The 17,713-nt window shown below is 62.5% G+C and carries 16 protein-coding genes; 4 read left to right on the plus strand and 12 right to left on the minus strand.

Going from position 1 to position 17,713, the window contains the following annotated elements; all coding sequences use genetic code 11:
- Window positions 1-49: 49 nt before the first annotated feature.
- The 4 genes from QWZ03_RS03585 to QWZ03_RS03600 form a co-directional block, all read right to left on the minus strand.
- Entirely contained in the window at window positions 50-409 is a 360-nt protein-coding gene (locus QWZ03_RS03585; protein ID WP_290331491.1) for a hypothetical protein, read from the minus strand.
- A 7-nt stretch (window positions 410-416) separates the two neighbouring features.
- Complete coding sequence (locus QWZ03_RS03590; protein WP_290331493.1) at window positions 417-3,149, minus strand: DNA/RNA non-specific endonuclease; 2,733 nt, start codon at window positions 3,147-3,149, stop codon at window positions 417-419.
- 138 nt (window positions 3,150-3,287) lie between these two features.
- The gene (locus QWZ03_RS03595; protein WP_290331494.1) at window positions 3,288-3,698 is read right to left on the minus strand and encodes a hypothetical protein; all 411 of its coding nucleotides are present in this window, start codon (window positions 3,696-3,698) and stop codon (window positions 3,288-3,290) included.
- Between the two features lie 493 nt (window positions 3,699-4,191).
- A complete protein-coding gene (locus tag QWZ03_RS03600) occupies window positions 4,192-4,914 on the minus strand; it encodes a carbonic anhydrase (RefSeq protein ID WP_290331495.1) in 723 nt (240 codons plus the stop codon).
- A gap of 190 nt (window positions 4,915-5,104) precedes the next feature.
- On the opposite strand from QWZ03_RS03600, the gene QWZ03_RS03605 reads away from it, so the two are divergent.
- On the plus strand, window positions 5,105-5,536 hold the full coding sequence (locus QWZ03_RS03605; protein ID WP_290331496.1) for an HD domain-containing protein: 432 nt from the start codon (window positions 5,105-5,107) through the stop codon (window positions 5,534-5,536).
- Window positions 5,537-5,553: 17 nt separating this feature from the next.
- On the opposite strand, the gene QWZ03_RS03610 is transcribed toward QWZ03_RS03605, so the two are convergent.
- Window positions 5,554-6,495 carry a LysR family transcriptional regulator gene (locus QWZ03_RS03610; RefSeq protein ID WP_308447510.1) on the minus strand — a complete coding sequence of 314 codons (942 nt, stop codon included), beginning with the start codon at window positions 6,493-6,495 and terminating at the stop codon, window positions 5,554-5,556.
- Window positions 6,496-6,614: 119 nt separating this feature from the next.
- Between QWZ03_RS03610 and QWZ03_RS03615 the strand changes: the two genes are divergently transcribed.
- Window positions 6,615-8,123: an MFS transporter gene (locus tag QWZ03_RS03615; protein ID WP_290331498.1), complete on the plus strand. Its 1,509-nt coding sequence runs from the start codon at window positions 6,615-6,617 to the stop codon at window positions 8,121-8,123.
- Between the two features lie 99 nt (window positions 8,124-8,222).
- Here the strand turns inward: QWZ03_RS03615 and QWZ03_RS03620 are convergent, their stop codons facing one another.
- The 4 genes from QWZ03_RS03620 to QWZ03_RS03635 form a co-directional block, all read right to left on the minus strand.
- The gene (locus tag QWZ03_RS03620; RefSeq protein ID WP_290331499.1) at window positions 8,223-8,720 is read right to left on the minus strand and encodes a GNAT family N-acetyltransferase; all 498 of its coding nucleotides are present in this window, start codon (window positions 8,718-8,720) and stop codon (window positions 8,223-8,225) included.
- Between the two features lie 8 nt (window positions 8,721-8,728).
- The gene (locus QWZ03_RS03625; RefSeq protein WP_290331500.1) at window positions 8,729-9,388 is read right to left on the minus strand and encodes a class I SAM-dependent methyltransferase; all 660 of its coding nucleotides are present in this window, start codon (window positions 9,386-9,388) and stop codon (window positions 8,729-8,731) included.
- 108 nt (window positions 9,389-9,496) lie between these two features.
- Window positions 9,497-10,492, minus strand: a complete 996-nt coding sequence (locus QWZ03_RS03630) for an alpha/beta hydrolase family protein (RefSeq protein ID WP_290331501.1) — start codon at window positions 10,490-10,492, stop codon at window positions 9,497-9,499.
- 81 nt (window positions 10,493-10,573) lie between these two features.
- Entirely contained in the window at window positions 10,574-10,939 is a 366-nt protein-coding gene (locus tag QWZ03_RS03635; RefSeq protein WP_290331502.1) for a hypothetical protein, read from the minus strand.
- Between the two features lie 363 nt (window positions 10,940-11,302).
- Here QWZ03_RS03635 and QWZ03_RS03640 point away from each other — a divergent pair, with 363 nt between their 5' ends.
- A complete protein-coding gene (locus QWZ03_RS03640; protein ID WP_290331503.1) occupies window positions 11,303-12,265 on the plus strand; it encodes a class I SAM-dependent methyltransferase in 963 nt (320 codons plus the stop codon).
- 163 nt (window positions 12,266-12,428) lie between these two features.
- On the opposite strand, the gene QWZ03_RS03645 is transcribed toward QWZ03_RS03640, so the two are convergent.
- Entirely contained in the window at window positions 12,429-13,001 is a 573-nt protein-coding gene (locus QWZ03_RS03645; protein WP_290331506.1) for a flavodoxin family protein, read from the minus strand.
- A gap of 143 nt (window positions 13,002-13,144) precedes the next feature.
- Between QWZ03_RS03645 and QWZ03_RS03650 the strand changes: the two genes are divergently transcribed.
- On the plus strand, window positions 13,145-13,774 hold the full coding sequence (locus QWZ03_RS03650; protein ID WP_290331507.1) for a histidine phosphatase family protein: 630 nt from the start codon (window positions 13,145-13,147) through the stop codon (window positions 13,772-13,774).
- Here the strand turns inward: QWZ03_RS03650 and QWZ03_RS03655 are convergent.
- Window positions 13,694-16,033, minus strand: a complete 2,340-nt coding sequence (locus QWZ03_RS03655) for an ATP-dependent DNA helicase (RefSeq protein ID WP_290331508.1) — start codon at window positions 16,031-16,033, stop codon at window positions 13,694-13,696. The two genes, QWZ03_RS03650 and QWZ03_RS03655, sit on opposite strands and share 81 nt — an antisense overlap.
- Window positions 16,030-17,682, minus strand: a complete 1,653-nt coding sequence (locus QWZ03_RS03660; RefSeq protein ID WP_290331509.1) for a VRR-NUC domain-containing protein — start codon at window positions 17,680-17,682, stop codon at window positions 16,030-16,032. Before QWZ03_RS03660 ends, QWZ03_RS03655 begins: the two co-directional genes overlap by 4 nt.
- Window positions 17,683-17,713: the final 31 nt, after the last annotated feature.

Consider the following 17,713-nt stretch of genomic DNA (forward strand, 5'->3'; position numbering starts at 1 on the left):
TCCAGACGCCCAGCCAGGATCGCTACGCTGGGTTTGGTCTGCGACTAGGCTAGCGATTGGGGATGTCGAAGTTCCAGCCCAGGCGCTTTTCCCAGTCTATGGGGTCGTAGCCGTACTGGGTGTTGAAGTCGCCGTCTATCGTGACATGCAGGTTGCAGCTGGTGAAGGGCGAGCGACCGCCTTGTGACTGCAGGGTTCGGAGCTTGCGCAGGGATTGATCCAGGCCTTTGATAGGGGGCAGGGATATTTCCTTCCACTGCCCTTGTTCCTGGGTAATGAAGGTGTTGACACAATCGCTCTGCTGATCGTCGACCCGGTAGTTGATGACGAAGGCATGCCAATCTTTTCCCTGGGCGTCGATGGCGTCCAGCACCAGGTCGGTAATGTCTTGAAAAATCTCGTTTTCCATCAGTGTTTTATCCTCCTGGTTGATTCAGGAAATAGTGCGTGATCGCGGGTCCACCGTCTACCTGATAGCTTACCACGAAGCGATCAGGCCTCCCTTGAAGGTTGTCGCTATCGAACTCCATGCTGAAGTTGCAATGCACCTGCTTGCCGGCCTTGGCCAGCCTGGCTAGTTCCAGCTCCAGCTGCTTGTAAGGGCCTTGGTTCAGGTTCTTCTTGTTGGGGAATTTGTCCTTATCGGGCTTGCCATTGCCGGGCACGACATTGAGCGGGCCACCGGGGAAGCCGAGGGCATCGCCGCCACGGTGGAATCCGACATCATGGCTGTCGGCCTCCTTGCCCTTGCCCAGTAGGCGGTCCAAGACCTTCATGCGCCTGCCGCGCTTTTTCACGTCGACCTTACCCCGAGTGCTGACCGAACGGCCTAGATGATCGGTTTCGAATTCCATGCCGTCGAAGTGATAGATGGTATTGGGCTGCAAGGGCTGTTTGCTGACGGCGATGTATTCGTTGAAATTCTGGATATAGATGTGCTGACGGGCCGGCGGGGATTCTGGTCTGGTGATCAGTTGCGCTGGCGTGGGGGCGGCGTGTTGCTGGTTCAGCGCCTGCAGTATGTCGGCGTTCTTGTGGCTGCCTACCCAGCGATTGCTGATGCCTGCCTCTCTCAGCGCCAGCCGGGTGCGATTTGCCAGGTTCAGCGCATGCTTGCCCAGGTCCTTCTCGTAGTCGATGTCGCCACGGGCGGCCAGTGCCAGGATGGCGGCACTGCGCGCAGTGCCGGTGAGGCCTGGCTGGTTGGTGTCGACGCTGCGCGCCAGGGCGGCGATGGCAAGGTCGCCGGCTTGTTCCTGTTTTTGGATGTAGTCATGGGCTTTGCGTAGTTCGTCGTGCTGATTCAGCGTCTGCCAGGCGGCGTCCACGGTAGCCTGGGTGGGGGTGTCGAGTGTATCGGGCAGCGCCGGGCCGGCTGGCTGGGCCGGTGGGCGCGGTGGCGGCTTGGGCTGGGTGGGCCGTTGCTGCAGCTGTAGCAGTGTCTGCTGTACCAGCGCTACCTGCTTGCGCCCTATCAGCAAGCCATCGGTGTGGGGTTGCGAGCGGATGTGCTGGAGATTCAGGCTGGTCATCAGCGCTTGCAGCTGGGCCTTTTCGCCATGCAGCAGCAGGGTGCCATCCTTGTTCAGGGAGGTCTGCGGGAGCAGTTGAGGGGCGTTGCTGCTGTCACTGGTGTGAAGTGGGGCTGGGCTGGATGCGTCTTCCGCCGTCGGTTGGGTGAGGGGATCGGCAGGGTGGGGCTGAGCTGCTTGTGGGGTGGGGGATTGGGCAGGTGCGTCCTCGCTTGCGGCGGGAGGCTTGGCGCTCTCCTCCACCGTGACGCGGCGCTGTGGCGTATGGCGGGCGGCAGCAGCAACTTGCCCGGTGTTACGGTCAGCCGTGGTTGTCCGGGCGCTGGGTGTGGTGGCTGCGGGAGATTCCGCCTCGCTTGGGGGCGTCGCTTGGGTGCGCGAGAAAGTGGCCTTTGTATTGCCAGCAGGTGCTGCTTGCGTGTCGGCGGCGCGGCGGTGGTCAGGAATCTGGCCGGCGGTGGCGCTGGTGGCTTCAGGTGCGCGGCGTTCGGTGGTGGCCTGGTTTTCCTGGTCTACAGCAGCAGGGCGCGTGACAGTGTTGACCGCCCTTGGTGCTGGGGTATGGATGGCGGTCGCAGCCACGCTGCCTAGCTTGCTGGCGCCACGGCTGGCTGTACCGAGCAGGCCCGCTGTTGCTGCGCCCTCCAGGGCGGCCTTGGCAACGCCTTGCAGCAGCGACTGCTTGGGGTCGATGACCTGTTGGCGGGCGTGATTCTTGGCCAGTTGCTCCGCGCCGCTCTGGACGGCTTCTTCTGACGACTCCTGTACCAGCTCGCGGCTTACCCGGGCTAGTGCCTGTACGGCAGTCTGTCGGCCCATTACCTTCTCGCCTTGCCTGACGAGTGCCGTAGTGCCGAACAGGCCGCTGAGGGCGCCGGTGCTCAGGCCGGTACGCCATGCCACATGGGTGGCGTAGCTGTCTGCCATGGCGGCGCGCGCTTTGTCGACGCTGCCCAGGGTTTGCAGCAGCTTTTGGAATTGCGGTGATTGATCGAGCTGGGACGGGTCGGCCTGCATGATTTCGTCGTAGGCCTCGGCGCCGCTTTGCATGGCCGCCAGGCTGCCTTCGGCTACGCTGTTGCCGACCACGGCGGGCAAGGCCTTGGCCAGCTCCGCACCTTTGGGCAGCTGCAGGATGCGCGCTGCGGCCTTGCCCAGGGCGCCTTGTGAGGCAAGTGTGCGCGCGGCCAGGGCCGTACCGCCTACCCGGGCGGTGAGGGTAATGGGGGCTGCGACGGCGCCGCCCACTGCCATGCCGGGCAGCGATTGCACACCGGCCAGGCCCAGCTTGTGGAGGCTGAGTTCATCGGACTGCATGGCGTTGTAGCCCAGGTCGCTGAGCAGGGCCTGGCCATACTGCATGCCGCTGCGCCCCATCTCCATCATGTCGGCGCCGACTTCGTCGGCCCCGAGCTTGCCGACCAGCCAGCCGGCGCCATGCAGGAGGCCGTTGGAACCTATGGTCCATGCGCCTGCTAGATCACGGGCCCCGCCGATCCAGAAGCCTTCCTCCTCCCGCCCTGGTGTGTGCCTGGCGGGTGGGGGCAAAGAAAAAGCCGCGTTGGACGCGGCTTTGGGGGGAGGGGGTTGGGATTGTCTATCTAGCCATGCGGGCATTCATTTCTCCTCTTCCGTTGTGAGTGTGGGTTTGTTCAAGGGCCTGTGATGAATCGCTGACGCTCGTCGCCACTTTTGAATTGGCTGCGCTTAATAAAGGCTTAAGCTCATGGCTGGCGCCATGGGTTGAGCAGGTGCTCAGTCGCCACTCAGGTACATATCGCCCTGCTGGTGGGCGCGCTGTTGTTCCAAGGCGATGCTGGCGTGGCAGCTGGCTTGCCTACTGGTGGCACCTGTGCCGAGAAACAGTGGTTGCCAGACTTCGCGCTGGTAGCGATCGGCCTTGGCGCTGGCGCTGCCATAGAGCCTTTGCAGGCGGCTGGCTTCGTTGCGGGCGGTGCGGAGGGCTTGATCCAGGGCGGGCATGCCGGCATCCAGTGGCCCCATGCCTTTCATGGCTTGATTGAGGCGGTCGATTTCGGCGTGCTGCAGGCCCAGTTGCTGGCTGGCCAGTCTGGCGATGTGGCGTAGCTCTGCCAGGCGGTTGTCGGCTTCCAGCTCGGCGGTGGCTTCGATCAGGCTGCGGGCAATGTGGCTGAGGGCTGACATGGATATCTCCGTCTTGATGGGGGGGCCTACCTGGGCCTGGCGTGCCAGTTGCACGCCAGGCCTTGCAAGGGCAAGGCACTGGCTGAGGGCGTCGGCCGCTGTAGGGTGCGCTTGCCAGAAAACCGGACCGCGCGCCTGGCACGCGTTCTGGTTTGCCGGCAAGGTGTGGCCGGCGGCACGCAGCTCAGGCTGCACGGTGTTTGGCGACCGATGGCGCTTGTACGATATGTGTTCAAAATGTGTTCATAAAAACGTACACGTGTAACGTATAAATCCCCCACCTTCCCCATCCGCCTTTGTGTCGGTACGCCTGCCGCTTTAGGTGGTACACCAGACTACGGTGCTGCGGCTACGAGGGGCTTGCTGCACGATGACATGGCGACATCGATGAACAGATTGTACGAAAAAATGTACTTAATGTCAAATATTCGTACGAGTTGTACGTTTCGTGTTGCGCGAGGGAGGCGGGCGGGCAAACCGGCCCGCCCGGGGGCTACCAGCCGACCTGGATGGTGCGCTGGTTCAGGGCTTGAACGGGCCTGGCATTCATCTTGTAGTGTTTTTTGAAGTCAGCCAGTTGCTGTCGTGACAGGCTGCCCGGCACCTTCAATATCAGCCAGCGCACACCTTCGCTGCAGGCTGGGGTGGTCAATGACCCTGGCAGGGTGTAATAGCGGGTTATGGCGGGCAGCAGCTTGGCGACATTGATACGGCTGTCGTCTGTGGCGGTCTCTTTGGGTGGTGGAATCTTGTGCCAGAACTGTTTGAGGAAGGCATTCTCCTTGCCGGTATTGAGCAGGACGGCAACGACTGCCAACTGGCCCGCGTCATTCTTGTGCACCAGGTGGGCAACCAGGTCGTAGCGCTGGCCGTTGACGGTTTCTTCGGCAGGTGTGTGGAAGTGGAACTGCAACAGGCGATATTCGTCCTGACCCAGCCGTATGCTGCTGCCACTATCGTAGTTGAGCTGGACGGTGTGGCCATTGTTGACGACTTGCGTGCTGCTGTCGTGGTAGTTGAATTCGATATCAGGTAATAGGGCATGCTCTACGCGGGCGGTGTCGATATTGACGGGTGATTGTTCGTGACCGCTGTTGCAGAGGCCGCCCCAATGCTTGGGGCCGTGTTTTCCGTGGTAGCTCCAGTGGGTTTCTTCTGCAGATGCGCTGGTGCAGGCCAAGAGGGCGGCTGCCAGCAGGCAGGGGGTGATCTTCATGATTTCCTCGACTCCTTGAGTGTATGGGTGCCGAACAGGGGCGCCAGACTGAGGTATAGCGCATGGTGTGGGTATCCGGCTGGCGGCAGCCTGGACACTGGCATTGTGATTGCCAGTGGTGCGATTAAACTCAGGTAGAGGCAGGCTCTTAGCGGCGCGACCGGAATTCTTGTGAGCAGGAAGGATTGATATGTCTACCCTTGAACGGGCGATTGCCATTGCGGCGACGGCACACCAGGGCCAGGTCGATAAGGCGGGGCAGCCTTATATACTGCACCCCTTGCGTCTGATGCTGGCGGTAACGACGGCTGACGAGCGCATGGCGGCTGTGCTGCATGATGTGGTTGAGGATACGGCGGTCACGCTGGAGGAGCTGGCCTTGGCTGGCTTTCCGCAAGCCGTGCTGGACGCGGTGACGGCCTTGACCAAGACCGAGGGGGAGTCGCGTATTGCGGCGGCGCATAGAGCGGCCGCTAACCCCATTGCGCGGCGGGTAAAGCTGGCCGACGTGGCGGACAATATGGATCTGGGCCGCATCAGCCAGCCTACCGAGGCCGACTATGCCCGGCTCAAGGTCTACGAGCAGGTGCGTGCCATCCTGCTGGCGGGCGAGCCGTTGTGACCTTGTCTCTGGCGGTATCAGCGTATGCCGGTGCTGCCGAGCTCTGCCGTGCACACGGCCAGTACACATTCGCGCAACCAGCGGTGGGCGGGGTCGGCCTGTAGCCTGGGGTGCCAGATCAGCGAGATGGTGAGTTCGGGCAGGGCGATGGGTAGTGCGAAGCTGTGCATGCCCGCGCGCAGATTGCCGGTATGGCGTTCGGGCACGCTGGCGATCAGGTCGGCATGACGTGCCAGTGCCAAGGCGGTGGAAAAACCGCTGACTATGGTTGCGACCTGGCGTTCCAGCCCCAGTGATGCCAGCGCTGCATCGATAGGGCCTTGTTCCCGCCCTTGCCGCGAGATACCGATGTGCCTGCCGGCAGCATAAAGCGCGGCGGTCGGCTCGGTTTGGCTTAGCGGATGCCCCGCACGGACAACCCCGATGAAGCGATCACGGAACAGGGTCTGGACTTTCAGCTCAGGGCCGGTGGCCTCGCCTATCACACCCGTCTCGAGATCGACGCTGCCGTCGCGCAGTGGTGCATTGTCCTTGCTTGTTTTCTGCATGAAGCACAGGCGTACGCCGGGCGCCTCATCGGCGATGCGGGCCATGAGTGCTGGGCCGAAATTCTCGGCGAACCCGTCGCGCGAGCGCAGGGTGAAGGTGCGTACCAACTGTCTGAGATCGGGCTGCTCGGCCGGCCGCAATACGGCTTGCGCATCCTGCACCAGCTGGCTGACGCGCTCGCGCAGTTCGATCGCCCTTGGTGTTGGCACCAGGCCACGCCCGGCGCGAACCAGCAGGGGGTCGCCGGTGGTTTCGCGCAATCGTGCCAAGGCTCGGCTCATGGCCGAGGGGCTGAGCCGCAGGCGGCGTGCGGCGCGGGCGACGCTGCCTTCCGCCAGCAGGACATCGAGCGTGGTGAGCAGGTTGAGATCGGGCGTGGACATGGGTTGACGATAGCGCAGAACAGACATGGTGTGGCGTTGTATGCATGAATAAAGTGCAAATGCTGCGCCTTCCGCCATGGGTGACGGGGGGCTAGTCTCTGCTTGTGATCGCGGTGTATGGCGAGTGGCAATCGGAGGCGGCTTTCATGTTGAAACCAAGGGTAAAAGCAGGTGATGCGGTAGGGGCGGCTGGGCGTCGGCCGGCTGCGGTGGACTGGGCGCTGGTTAGCCTGGCGCTGGCGATGTTGCTGTCTTCGTTAGGCACCAGCATTGCCAGTGTGGGCTTGCCGACGTTGGCTCAGGCCTACCAGGCTTCTTTCCAGGCGGTGCAGTGGGTGGTGCTGGCGTATCTCATTGCCATTACCACCTTGATCGTCAGCGTTGGATGGCTGGGCGACGTCATCGGTCGCCGGAGGCTATTGCTGGTGGGGATAGGCCTGTTCACCACGGCCTCGGCGCTTTGTGGTGCTGCGCCTACGCTGGGGGCCTTGATTGCTGCACGGGTGGCGCAAGGCTTGGGTGCGGCCATCATGATGGCGCTTGCCCTGGCCCTGGTGGGCGAGGCGGTAGCCAAGGAGAGGCGCGGCAGTGCCATGGGGCTTTTGGGTTCGATGTCGGCCATCGGGACGGCGCTCGGGCCTTCGCTGGGGGGCTTGCTGATAGCCGAGCTGGGGTGGCGGGCGATATTCTGGTTCAACCTGCCCTTGGGCGTATTGGCCGGTTTGCTGGCGTATCGCTACCTGCCGGGGGATGGCTTGGCCCCCAGGGCAAATCTGCGTGACTTCGATTTTGGGGGCATGTCGCTGCTGGCGGTGACGCTGGCGGCCTATGCGCTGGCCATGACAGCAGGGCAGGGCGGGCCGGGTTGGCGCAATGGGGGGCTGCTGCTGCTGGCCTTGGTAGCGGGTGGCTTTTTCGTGTGGCTGGAAACCAGGGTTGCGTCGCCGTTGATACGCTTGGGCATGTTCCGTGACCCCGTGCTGAGCGCAGGCCTGACCACCAGCGCGCTGGTGGCCACGGTGATCATGGCGACACTGGTGGTCGGGCCATTCTATCTGGCCCGTACGCTGGGGCTGGATGCGATGCTGGTGGGGCTGCTCATGTCGGCCGGGCCTGCGGCGGCGGCGCTTGGCGGGGTGCCTGCCGGTCGCCTGGTGGATCGCTTGGGTGCGCCGCCGCTGACGCTGGTGGGCCTAGCGGGCATGGCCGCGGGCAGTAGCATGCTGTGGCTGCTGCCGCCGGCCTTGGGAGCCGTTGCCTATGTTGTACCGCTGGTGATCATCACGACCAGCTATGCCTTGTTCCAGACTGCTAACAATACGGCGGTGGCGGCGGATGCCAGGCCCGACCAGCGAGGTGTCATCTCGGGCATGCTTAGCCTGTCGCGCAACCTGGGCTTGATTACGGGCGCTTCGTTGATGGGGGCTGTTTTTGCTTACGGGGCAAGGGCGACCGATGTCACGCTGGCCTCCGCTGTATCGGTAGCGGCCGGTATGCAGATGACGTTTGCTGTCGCGATGGGCTTGATCTGCCTGGCGATAGCCATAGCCTGGGCGGGCCGCAGGAGGTTGCTGCCGGCCCCGGCGGATGTAGCCGAGGCTGCTTCGAGCATGCCTGGTGGCGGTGCTGAGAGCGGCTACCAAAACTCAGCGTAGCGGTTCTGGCTAGGCGTGCGAGAGATGGCGCGCGCAGCAGACAGTACGTGGGTCCGGCAAGCTCGCACAACAACGCCAGAAGGGTTTTGTTAGCAGCTCTTAGTACTCCCTGACCATGACTTGCACCGTGATTTCGGGGTGGCTGGCCAGGGTTTCGGTCTGTTCGGTAAAGCTGAAACCCATGCGCTGGTAGAGCTGGCAGGCGCGCTCGTTGGTGGGCGAAACGGAGAGTACAACCCTGCTGTGACCCAACTGGCTGGCATGGTTGATGACGGCCTGGACCAGACTGCTGGCCGCTGTGCTACCGCGCGCCGCTGGGGCTACCCACATGGCGATCAGGTGGTATGCCTGGCTTTGCGGATGCACCACGCCGCCGACGAGGCCAATGGCTTGCTCATGGGCATAGGCCAGGAAGAAGGTGGGACCTGCCTGTGCTCCGGCGCGGGCTTGCCATTGCTCGTCACTGTCGTTGGCGACCTGGGCGTGGCTGATGCCAAAAGCCTTGGGGGCATCCAGCAGTGCGGCTAGCCGTAGCGCCTTGAGTGTGGGCCAGTCTGCCAGCGTGGCCGGCCGTACCTGGATAGCTGCAGTCTGCATGGGGTGCCTTAGCGCTTGCGCGCCATGGTCAAGCCATCGCCCAAGGGCAGCATGGAAAGGTCGATGCGCGTGTCGGCGTGCAGTTTGCGGTTAAGCGCTTGCAGTGCCTGGGTGTCGGGCTCTTGCGATGGCTGCACGACGGCGCCGCTCCACAGCACGTTGTCGATGGCAATGAGACCGCCGGGGCGCAGCAGTTGCAGGCAGCGCTCATAATAGGCGTCGTAGCTGACCTTGTCGGCATCGATAAAGGCAAAGTCGTACTGGCCGGCTTCGCCTGCGCCGAGGCGCTGATCCAGGGTGTCGAGCGCAGGCGCCAGTTGCAGGTCTATCTTGTGGCTGATGCCGGCGTCGTGCCAGAACGGCTTGCCGATGCGGGTGTAGTCGTCGCTGATGTCGCAGGCCAGCAGGTAGCCATCATCGGGTAGTGCGAGCGCGACGCTGAGGGCGCTATAACCGGTGAAGACGCCTATCTCGATGGCACGCCGTACCCCCAGCAGCTTGACCAGCATGGCCATGAACTGGCCTTGCTCCGGCGATATCTGCATGCCTGCGGCCTGGTGGCTGCGGGTGGCTTCCCGCAGCCCGAGCTGGGCCGGGTGTTCGCGTAGGCTATGGTCCAACAGGTATTGGTACAGGGTGTCGTCGAGGTTCAGGCTGCGGTTGCTCATGCGCTTTCCTGTTGCGGTGTCGTTGCCAGTGCTTGGCCGGGAGCAAGATATAACCCACGGCTGAGGCGAGTTCAAGCGCCCGGTGCCTGGGCTGGGTGCTGCCCTTCATCAGCGGGTGGCCCAACTGGCGTTGAGTTGCCGGGTCGTACCGGGCGCAGCTTGCTTGAGCCACTGCTGTGCCTGTGTGTCATTCAGCAGGTAGGCACGCCAGAATTGCAGGCTGGCCTCCTGTACCAGCTTGCGTTGGGCCGTGGCATCGCCATTGACCTTGCCCCTTTGTTGGCCCCCGAGAAAGGCATGGTCGGCACCATCCAGCACCAGTCGGTATTTGTCGCCTGGTGGGAGGTGGTCAAGCAGCGCGGCTCTATCGGCTGGAGTACGTTCGGCGTGCAGCGGATCCTGGTCGTCGGTGCCGGTAATCAGCAGCATGGGGCGTATCATCTGGCTGTGGCGTCTCTCCCTGTCGTTACGCAAGGACGGGCTGAAGGCCAGGAAGGCGAGCGGGCGTGGATCGGCAAAGCGTAGGCCCACCATGGGATAGCGTTCGCCTGCGAGCCCTTGCGTTGTGACGGCACCGAAGGAATGGCCGCTGGCCCCAAGCCGCAGCAGGTCTACCCGGCTTGCTACGGCATCCTGCCGGTGCTCGACCAGGTAGTCGATGACAAAGCTGACATCACGCAAACGTTCCAGTAACTGGTGTGCGGTGGCGGCATGCCGGAGGTTGGCCCGGCGGTCTTTGGCGGGCTTGTCTTGCCAAACTGAGGCGTCGCTGCCCGGGTGTTGCAGCACCAGCACGGTAAAACCGTGCTCGGCCCAATAACTGACCCAGTCAACCGCTGCATCGCGCGAGCCACCCAATCCGTGGGAAAACAGGATGGTGGGCGCGGGCGCCTTGCCCTCAGGCAGATAGGCTTTGAGCGGGATGCTGCGTTGGCGGACAGGGTCGTACCAATTGGTTTCCAGCGTCTGGACTGCTGCATGCAATGGGCTGCATAACAGCAGGGCGAACAGCATCAGGGGGTAGGCAAGCAATGGGGGGCGCATGGCGGCAAACTTTTGGTAGTAAGTGCGGCCAAGATAGTGCCCGGTGTCGGCGTGGGACAAGCAGGTCTGCGGTTTGTTTACCGTTGAAACGGAATGTAACAGGGCCGCGATAGCGGCAGCTCGTACCCGCCCACGCCAGCCTCACTTTGGGCGTTGTGCATTGATGGCTTGCAGCAACTGCTGAAACCGGCTTTCGAGATCGGCCCCCAGCAGGGCAATGGCGCCCCGCACCAGGCTGTTGATGACGCCTGCCAGTACGCCGAGGATAAAGACCGCTAGTGCGCCACCCAGAAACACCACTATGGACTTGGACAGGACGATGTTGCCATTGGGGCTGTGGACAGTGTTGTCGGCAGGACTGAGCGAGGCAAAGTAGCCGATGATGGCGTGTGATGCCGGGTCGTTCCAGAGCGCGTCTATGCCGGTAATCAGCTTGTATAGCAGCAAGGCGGCAGCACCCAGCAGGGCGAGGGCAATAGCGGTTTTCAGGCTGTTGAGGTGTTCCAATGCGATTCCTGGGTGGTGGCGCCTGATTCAGCATAGATGCAGGTGGGCGCTTCCAGAAGCCAGAAGTCTGCGTGGCATGACGTGGCCAGATAGAAATACGCCGTGCACATCAAATGCCTGCTGAGTCGAGGTGGCTCACCCGTACCAAACTCTGGCTTGGCGGTGGAGGTTGCTGGAGACACACACTGGCGTGCGGGCTGAAACCTGATGTAGGTCGATATGGCCGTCTGCCTGTTAGCATGGCAGGGTCTGAGTCCTTGCCTGGATGGGTCTGCCGATGTAATGCCTGTGTTGAGATCGCTGTTTTTTTGCACGCCATTGCCTTGCGATGGCGGTGTTGTTGCGTCTCTACAGGACAGGAATATGACTTCATCTTTGACACCGGCCACGCCGGCTGCCGTATCTACCCATGCCCACAACGCACTGGGGCACTCCGAGGAATACTTTGGGGCTTATCGGGATTTCTGGTGGAACGCGGACTTTCTGCAGCTGATTGCCAGGCGCTGGCAGTTGCAGCACTACCGCAGAGTATTGGATGTGGGCTGCGGGCAATGCCACTGGAGCCGTTTGCTGCTGCCCTATCTGGCGGACCAGCCGCAGATTACGGGCCTGGATCGCGATATCAAATGGTCGCAGGGCGACCCGGCGCTGCAGCGCCGATTTGCCGAGCAAGGGGCTAGCCTGGTGTTCTGCCAGGGTGATGCAGTTTGCCTGCCTTATGCCGACGATAGCTTTGACCTAGTGACTTGCCAGACGGTGCTGATACATCTGGCTGACCCCTTGGCCGCGTTGCGGGAGATGCACAGGGTAGCCAAGCCGGGAGGTAGGGTGATATGTGCCGAACCGAGCAATTTGGCCAATGCTGGCATGGCCAGTGCACTGGAGGCAGGCATGACGCCGGCGGAGCGGTTGGCGGCATATCGCTACCGCCTGCTGTGCGAGACGGGCAAGCGGCTGGTGGGCGAAGGCGACTCTTCACTGGGGGATGGGCTGGCTAGCCTGTTCCGGCAGGTGGGCTTTGCCGAGGTTCAGAGTTATCTCTCGGACAAGGCCACGCCGGTATTGGCGCCCTATGGGGGCGAGGAAGCGCAGGCTGACCTGGCGGATTTGCGCGAGAGCATGTTGCCGGAGCGGGTGGCACTATGGGATAGCCATGTGGCGCGCTGGGTTACTGCACTAAGCCGGGAGGACGCTGATTTCGTTCGGACATATGCGGCCGATGTCGATGCGCGCCATGCGCGGTTGCGCGCACTGCTGGAGTCGGGGCGCTATTGGTATGGTGGTGCTGCAGTGATGTACCTGGTGTCTGCAGTGAAGGCGCGCTGATACCAACCCTTCTGGTGTTGCTGTGCGAGCTTGTCCTCGCGCGCCTAGCCAACGTCGTTAGGCTGGGGTTGGTTCGCGGTTGCAGGTAAGCATTGCGCTGGCGATGGGCCCGATGGTGGGGCGTATCGCCAGCGCGTTTCGCTTCTGGCTGCGTTGTGGCGGTTTAGCCCTTCACCTGCTGGGTGTAGGTGGCGACACGTACGCCAAACTGCCGTGCGGTTTCCAGATCACCAGGCAGCGGACCTTCGTCGGGGCTGGCGTCGGAAGGGGATTGCGTCATCAGACCTGCAAAGGAGCCAACATAGTTGAGGTCGTTACGTTGGGCGGCCTTGCTATTGGAGGGCATCATGCCGCTGCCTACCCAGATCATGCTGTGCTGCATGGCCAGGGTAATGAGGTAATGCAGGGTGGAGTGCTTGTCGCCATTCATGGTGGCGGAATTGGTGAAGCCTGCGGCGATCTTGTCCTTCCATTTCTGGCCGAACCAGGGCTTGGAGCTGGCATCGGCAAATTTCTTGAACTGCCAGGACACGCTACCCATATAGGTGGGCGAACCCATGATGATGGCGTCGGCGGCCTCCAGTGCCTCCCAGCCGCCGTCTGGCAGATTGCCTTCGGCATCAATGGCATACAGGCTGGTTTCGGCCCCCGTGCTGGCGGCGCCCGCATGGACGGCCTCAGCGGCTTTCTTGGTGTGGCCATAACCACTGTGGTAGACGATTGCGACTTTTGCCATGGCAGGCTCCTTGATGGGACTGGGCGGGTAATGCCACGCCCTGATGAGTGGGGTGGCTGCAGTATGGCAAGATGCCTTCAGGAATGAACGCGGTTTATTTTGAGCGGATTAATCAGAATTACTGAACTACATGAGGTGAGGGAATGTTGGTGCTGGCAAGACATGCAGAGCCGATGTCAGTAGTGCGAGAGGCTCATCTGCCTTTGCTGGCGGATGCAGAGAACGGGCTGACGGCATCGGGTTGGGCTGCAGCCACGGCATTGGCCGAGGCGCTGGCTGGGCTGGGCGGGGAATGCCTGCTGTATGCCAGCCCGATACGCCGTGCGAGTGAGACGGCCACCTGTGTGGCAGAGCGCTTGCAGGTGCCGATACAGTATGAGGCCAGCCTGGCGGAGCGTAGTTTTGATGCCTTCCCTCAGTTGACAGGACGCCTATCGCAGCAACTGCAGGAGGATGGCCTGCTTGCCCCTGAGTGCAGTTTGATGGGCGAGGAAAGCGTGGCCCAGCACCGGGCGCGCGTGGCGAGCTGGTTTGGCCACCTGCAGCAACAGTTGCTGGCGCACCCCGACCGGCATGTGATTGTGGTTTGCCATGGCGGCACCATAGAGCATCTGATGGGTTTGATATTGCATGCACCGGTGGCGGCTTTGGCGCGTTATTACCTGCCTTGCGACTGCGCGCATTTCCATCAGCTATCGACCGCCATGCTCGGTGGGCAACTGGCGTTCACGCTGGAAGGGCTCAATCGGCCCCGCCTGCGCTTGCGTGGCTGAGGCTAGCTGCAAGTCCCACCAGGTTGGTAGCAGGGCCTGTATTTCTGGGCGGCAGTAACGATCGTCGATCAGGTAGACGTAGCCTTGGTCTTGCTGGGTGCGGATTACCCTGCCGGCGGCCTGTACCACTTTTTGCAGACCAGGATAAAGGTAGGCGTATTCGTAGCCTGTGCCGAACAGGGTGCCCATGCGCTGCATGATCTGCTCGTTGACGGGATTGAATTGCGGCAGGCCCAGGGTGGCGACGAAGGCGCCGATAAGCCGGTCGCCTGCCAGGTCTATGCCCTCGGCGAAGGCGCCGCCCAAGACGGCGAAACCTATGCCTTGTCCGCCGGGGACAAAATGCGCAAGAAAGCCTTGCCGCTCGCTTTCATCCATACGTCTGGCCTGCTGCCAGGTGGGGATGAGGGGGTAGCGGGACTGGAAGGCGTGGCTGACCTGCTGCAGGTAGTCGAAGCTGCTGAAGAAGGCCAGGTAGTTGCCTGGATGGCGGTGGTATTGCTGGGCGATCAGATTGCAGATGGGCGCGAGCGAGGCCTGACGGTGCGGATAGCGGGTGGAGATGTCGTTGACCAGGCGTACCTGCAGCTGGCTGGCTTGAAAGGGAGAATCGACATTGATCCAGCCCGTGTCGGGTGGCAGGCCCAGCGTGTCGGCGTAATAGTGCCAGGGGCTCAGCGTGGCGGAGAACAGGGTGGTGCTGCGGGTACTGGCAAAGCGCGGCTGCAGGAACGGGGCGGGCAGGATGTTGCGCAGGCAGAGGATGCTGTTGGCTTGCCGGCTATGCGTGCCGCTCAGGGTGCTGTCGAACTGGGAGTGCAGGTCGTAGACCTCGGCCAGGTGGGTGAAATCGAGGGCATCGAAATAGAACTGCTGTAGCGTTGGATCCAGCCCCAATGGCTGCTCGACCAGGTGATCTGTAATGGCGCTGATGGCTTGTTGCAGGGGGTGGAGCAGGGTATCGGGCAGTGTGGGGTGGGCCTGGTATGGGGTTTGCTGGGCGTCTGTGAGGGTTTTCCAGCTACGGTGCAGGCGATCCAGCGTTTTGCGTAGCACCTTGGGGGCTTGCTTGCGGGCCAGGCGGAATGCCGCTTGATCGAGCGTGGCGCTGTACATCTTGCGCGCACGGTCCACCAGATTATGGGCCTCGTCCACCAGCACGCCCACCTGCCATTGTTGTGCCTGAGCCAGGCCATGGAGTAGGGCGCTGGTATCGAAATAATAGTTGTAGTCACCGACGACGACATCGCTCCAGCGTGCCATCTCCTGGCTCAGGTAGTAGGGGCAGACCTGGTGGGCCAGTGCGATACCGCGCAAATTTGCCTGATCTTGCAGCTGCAAGCCAACGGCAGCCGCGCGGGCTGCGGGTAGCCGGTCGTAGAAGCCCTGGGCTAGCGGGCAGGCATCGCCGTGGCAGGCTTTGTCCGGGTGCTCGCAGGCTTTGTCGCGAGCGACCAGTTCCAGCGTGCGCAGGGAGCCGCCGGCCATACCCTGTTGCAGCAGTGACAGGCTATCGAGGGCAAGTCGACGGCCGGGTGTTTTTGCCGTCAGAAAGAACAGCTTGTCCAACCGCTGGACGGGCATGGCCTTGAGCAGGGGGAACAGGGTGGCTACCGTCTTGCCCAGGCCGGTGGGGGCTTGGGCCAACAGATGGCGACCCGTGCTGGCTGCCTTGTAGACGGCCTCTGCCAGATCGCGCTGGCCTGGCCGGAAATGCGGATAAGGGAAGCCCAGCTGCTGCAATTGCTGGTTGCGTTGCTGCTGATGCTGCAGTTCCTGCTCGGCCCAGGCGGTAAAGCGGCCGCACAGGGTTTCGAAGTATTGCTGCAGGCTGGCGGCGCTAAAGGTCTCTGTCAGCAGTGTCTCTTTCTGGCGGTTGATGTCGTAGTACACCAGCGCCAGTTCCAGTTGCTTGAGCTGGCGCTGCTGACAGAGCAGGTGCCCATAGACTTTGAGCTGCGCCCAGTGGAGCGCCCGGTGATTGGCGGGCATGCGCGCCAGGTCGCCACGATAGGTCTTGATTTCCTCCAGCCGATTGTTGCCTGGGTCGTAGCCATCGGCACGACCGCGAACCAGCAGGTTCTGGTATTGACCGGACAGGCTGATTTCGGCCTGATAGCCGCTGGCCCGTCGTGCGGTGACAGCCTGGTGGCCGGTGATGCCCTCTTGGGCCGTGGGGGCGGGGGTGAAGCGCAGATCGAGGTCGCCGGCCTTGGCTGTGAATTCACACAAGGCACGTACGGCGATGGTGTAGCTCACGGTGTGTCCGCCTCGCTACCTGCTTGCCAGCGGACGTAGCACACGCTGATTGGGAGGTCGTGGGCCAGGCAGTAGGCCAGCCAGCGCTTCTGGTTGTCTTGCAGCTTGTCGCCTGGGCCTTTGACTTCGATCATGCGGTAGCCTGGGTGGCCTGCTTGAAACTGGATCAGATCGGGCAGGCCTGTACGGTTGGCCTGGAGGTCGGCCAGCATGCGTTGAAACAATAGCTTGAGGTGCTGTGGCGGAATGGCGGCCAAGGCCTGCTCCAGCAGATCGGGCGTAAGCCAGGGCCAGTGGATGAAGGGGCACTGCAGGCCGGCTTTTTCCTGGTAGCGTTGCCGCAAGGTCTCTCTATAGCTGCCGCTATCAAGTTCGGCGAAGCATTGCGCACATATTGCCGCCCGGCGTTGCTGGAAATCCGGTCGATAAAGATCTGCAGGGGCGGCCTGGAAGGGATGAAAGAAGGCGCCGGGCAAGGGGGCATACAGGGCTGGCCAGAACAGTAGGCCGAACAGGCCGTTCAGCAGGGTGTTTTCGACATAGTGTACCGGGGCGTCGATGCGATGGAGATGATCGCGCACGGCCAGCTCGACAGCCTGCCCGGACTCGGGGCGTGGCAGCTCCAGCCATTGTTCCGGCGCTGGCAAGGCTGGCGCGGGTGCCGGCTTGGCCTGGCCCAGCCTGCGGGCCAGCCGTGGCAGCATGCGCGCCAGTTGTTGCAGTTCGGCGTCGCTTTCCGGTTGTTGCTGTGCGGCCGTGGCCAAGGCATAGGCCGTCGTGTACTGCTGCTGCCGCTCCAGCAGCCTGACCTGCCGGGCGCGGGCGCCGGGATGGCTGCTGCGTTGGTATATCGCCAGGGCAGTCGCCGCATCGTCGGCTTCGCTTTGTTGTGCCAGCTGGAATAACAATCTGGCGCGGCGACTCTCCAGCCAAGGGTTGCCATACGGCTGGGAGGGAATGGCGTCCAGCAGTTCGGTGATGGCCGTGCCTTGGTGTAGGCGCTGGCGGCAATCGTGCAGGTGGAGGTAGTCGTCTATTTCCTGGCGATGCTGGAAGGCACGCGAATGGGGACTGAATGGGACTTTTTCGTACTGGAACACACCCAGGTCAGTGAGCACGAATTCCGACCAATCCTGGTGCAGATTGCCAAAGAACATGAGCCGCAGGCGCTCGCAAATTGGGGTGACTTGCATTGCGTAAACGGTATCGCTGGTGGTGGGGTGCCAGGCTGCCAATGGGCGCGGCTCTGGGTATTGCGGGCTGAGCTCGGCCAGCCAGGCATCCTTGCGTTGACCTGCGGGGCCAGCCGGCAAGGCTTGTGCAAGATCGGCCCGGGTCAATAGCTGAAACAGCTGGGGCAGGCTCAGTTCGGGCTTGGTATCCAGCCAGCCCACGCTGGTGAGCGGGGCGGCGGCAGAACGGATGCAGCCGATTTCGGGGTAATGCAGCTTGCTGGCAAGAAACAGCGGCCCCTTGCGCATGACCAGCCGAACGAGCAGTGCTTGGGAGGGGAGAGGCAGCTGCTGAAATGCGGCGATGAACGCCTGCTCTTGATCACCCAGCAAGTCGCCATAGCGTTCGCTAATCCAGCCCAGCGCCCTGTGGAAGTTGGTGAGGTAGTAGAGAGGGGCAAGCGTGGGGCGCTGCATGGCTGGGGTAGGAAAGAGACCGCGGATAGAC

This window comes from Chitinimonas viridis (genome assembly GCF_030409555.1).
GTDB classification, from domain to species: Bacteria; Pseudomonadota; Gammaproteobacteria; order Burkholderiales; family Chitinimonadaceae; genus Chitinimonas; species Chitinimonas viridis.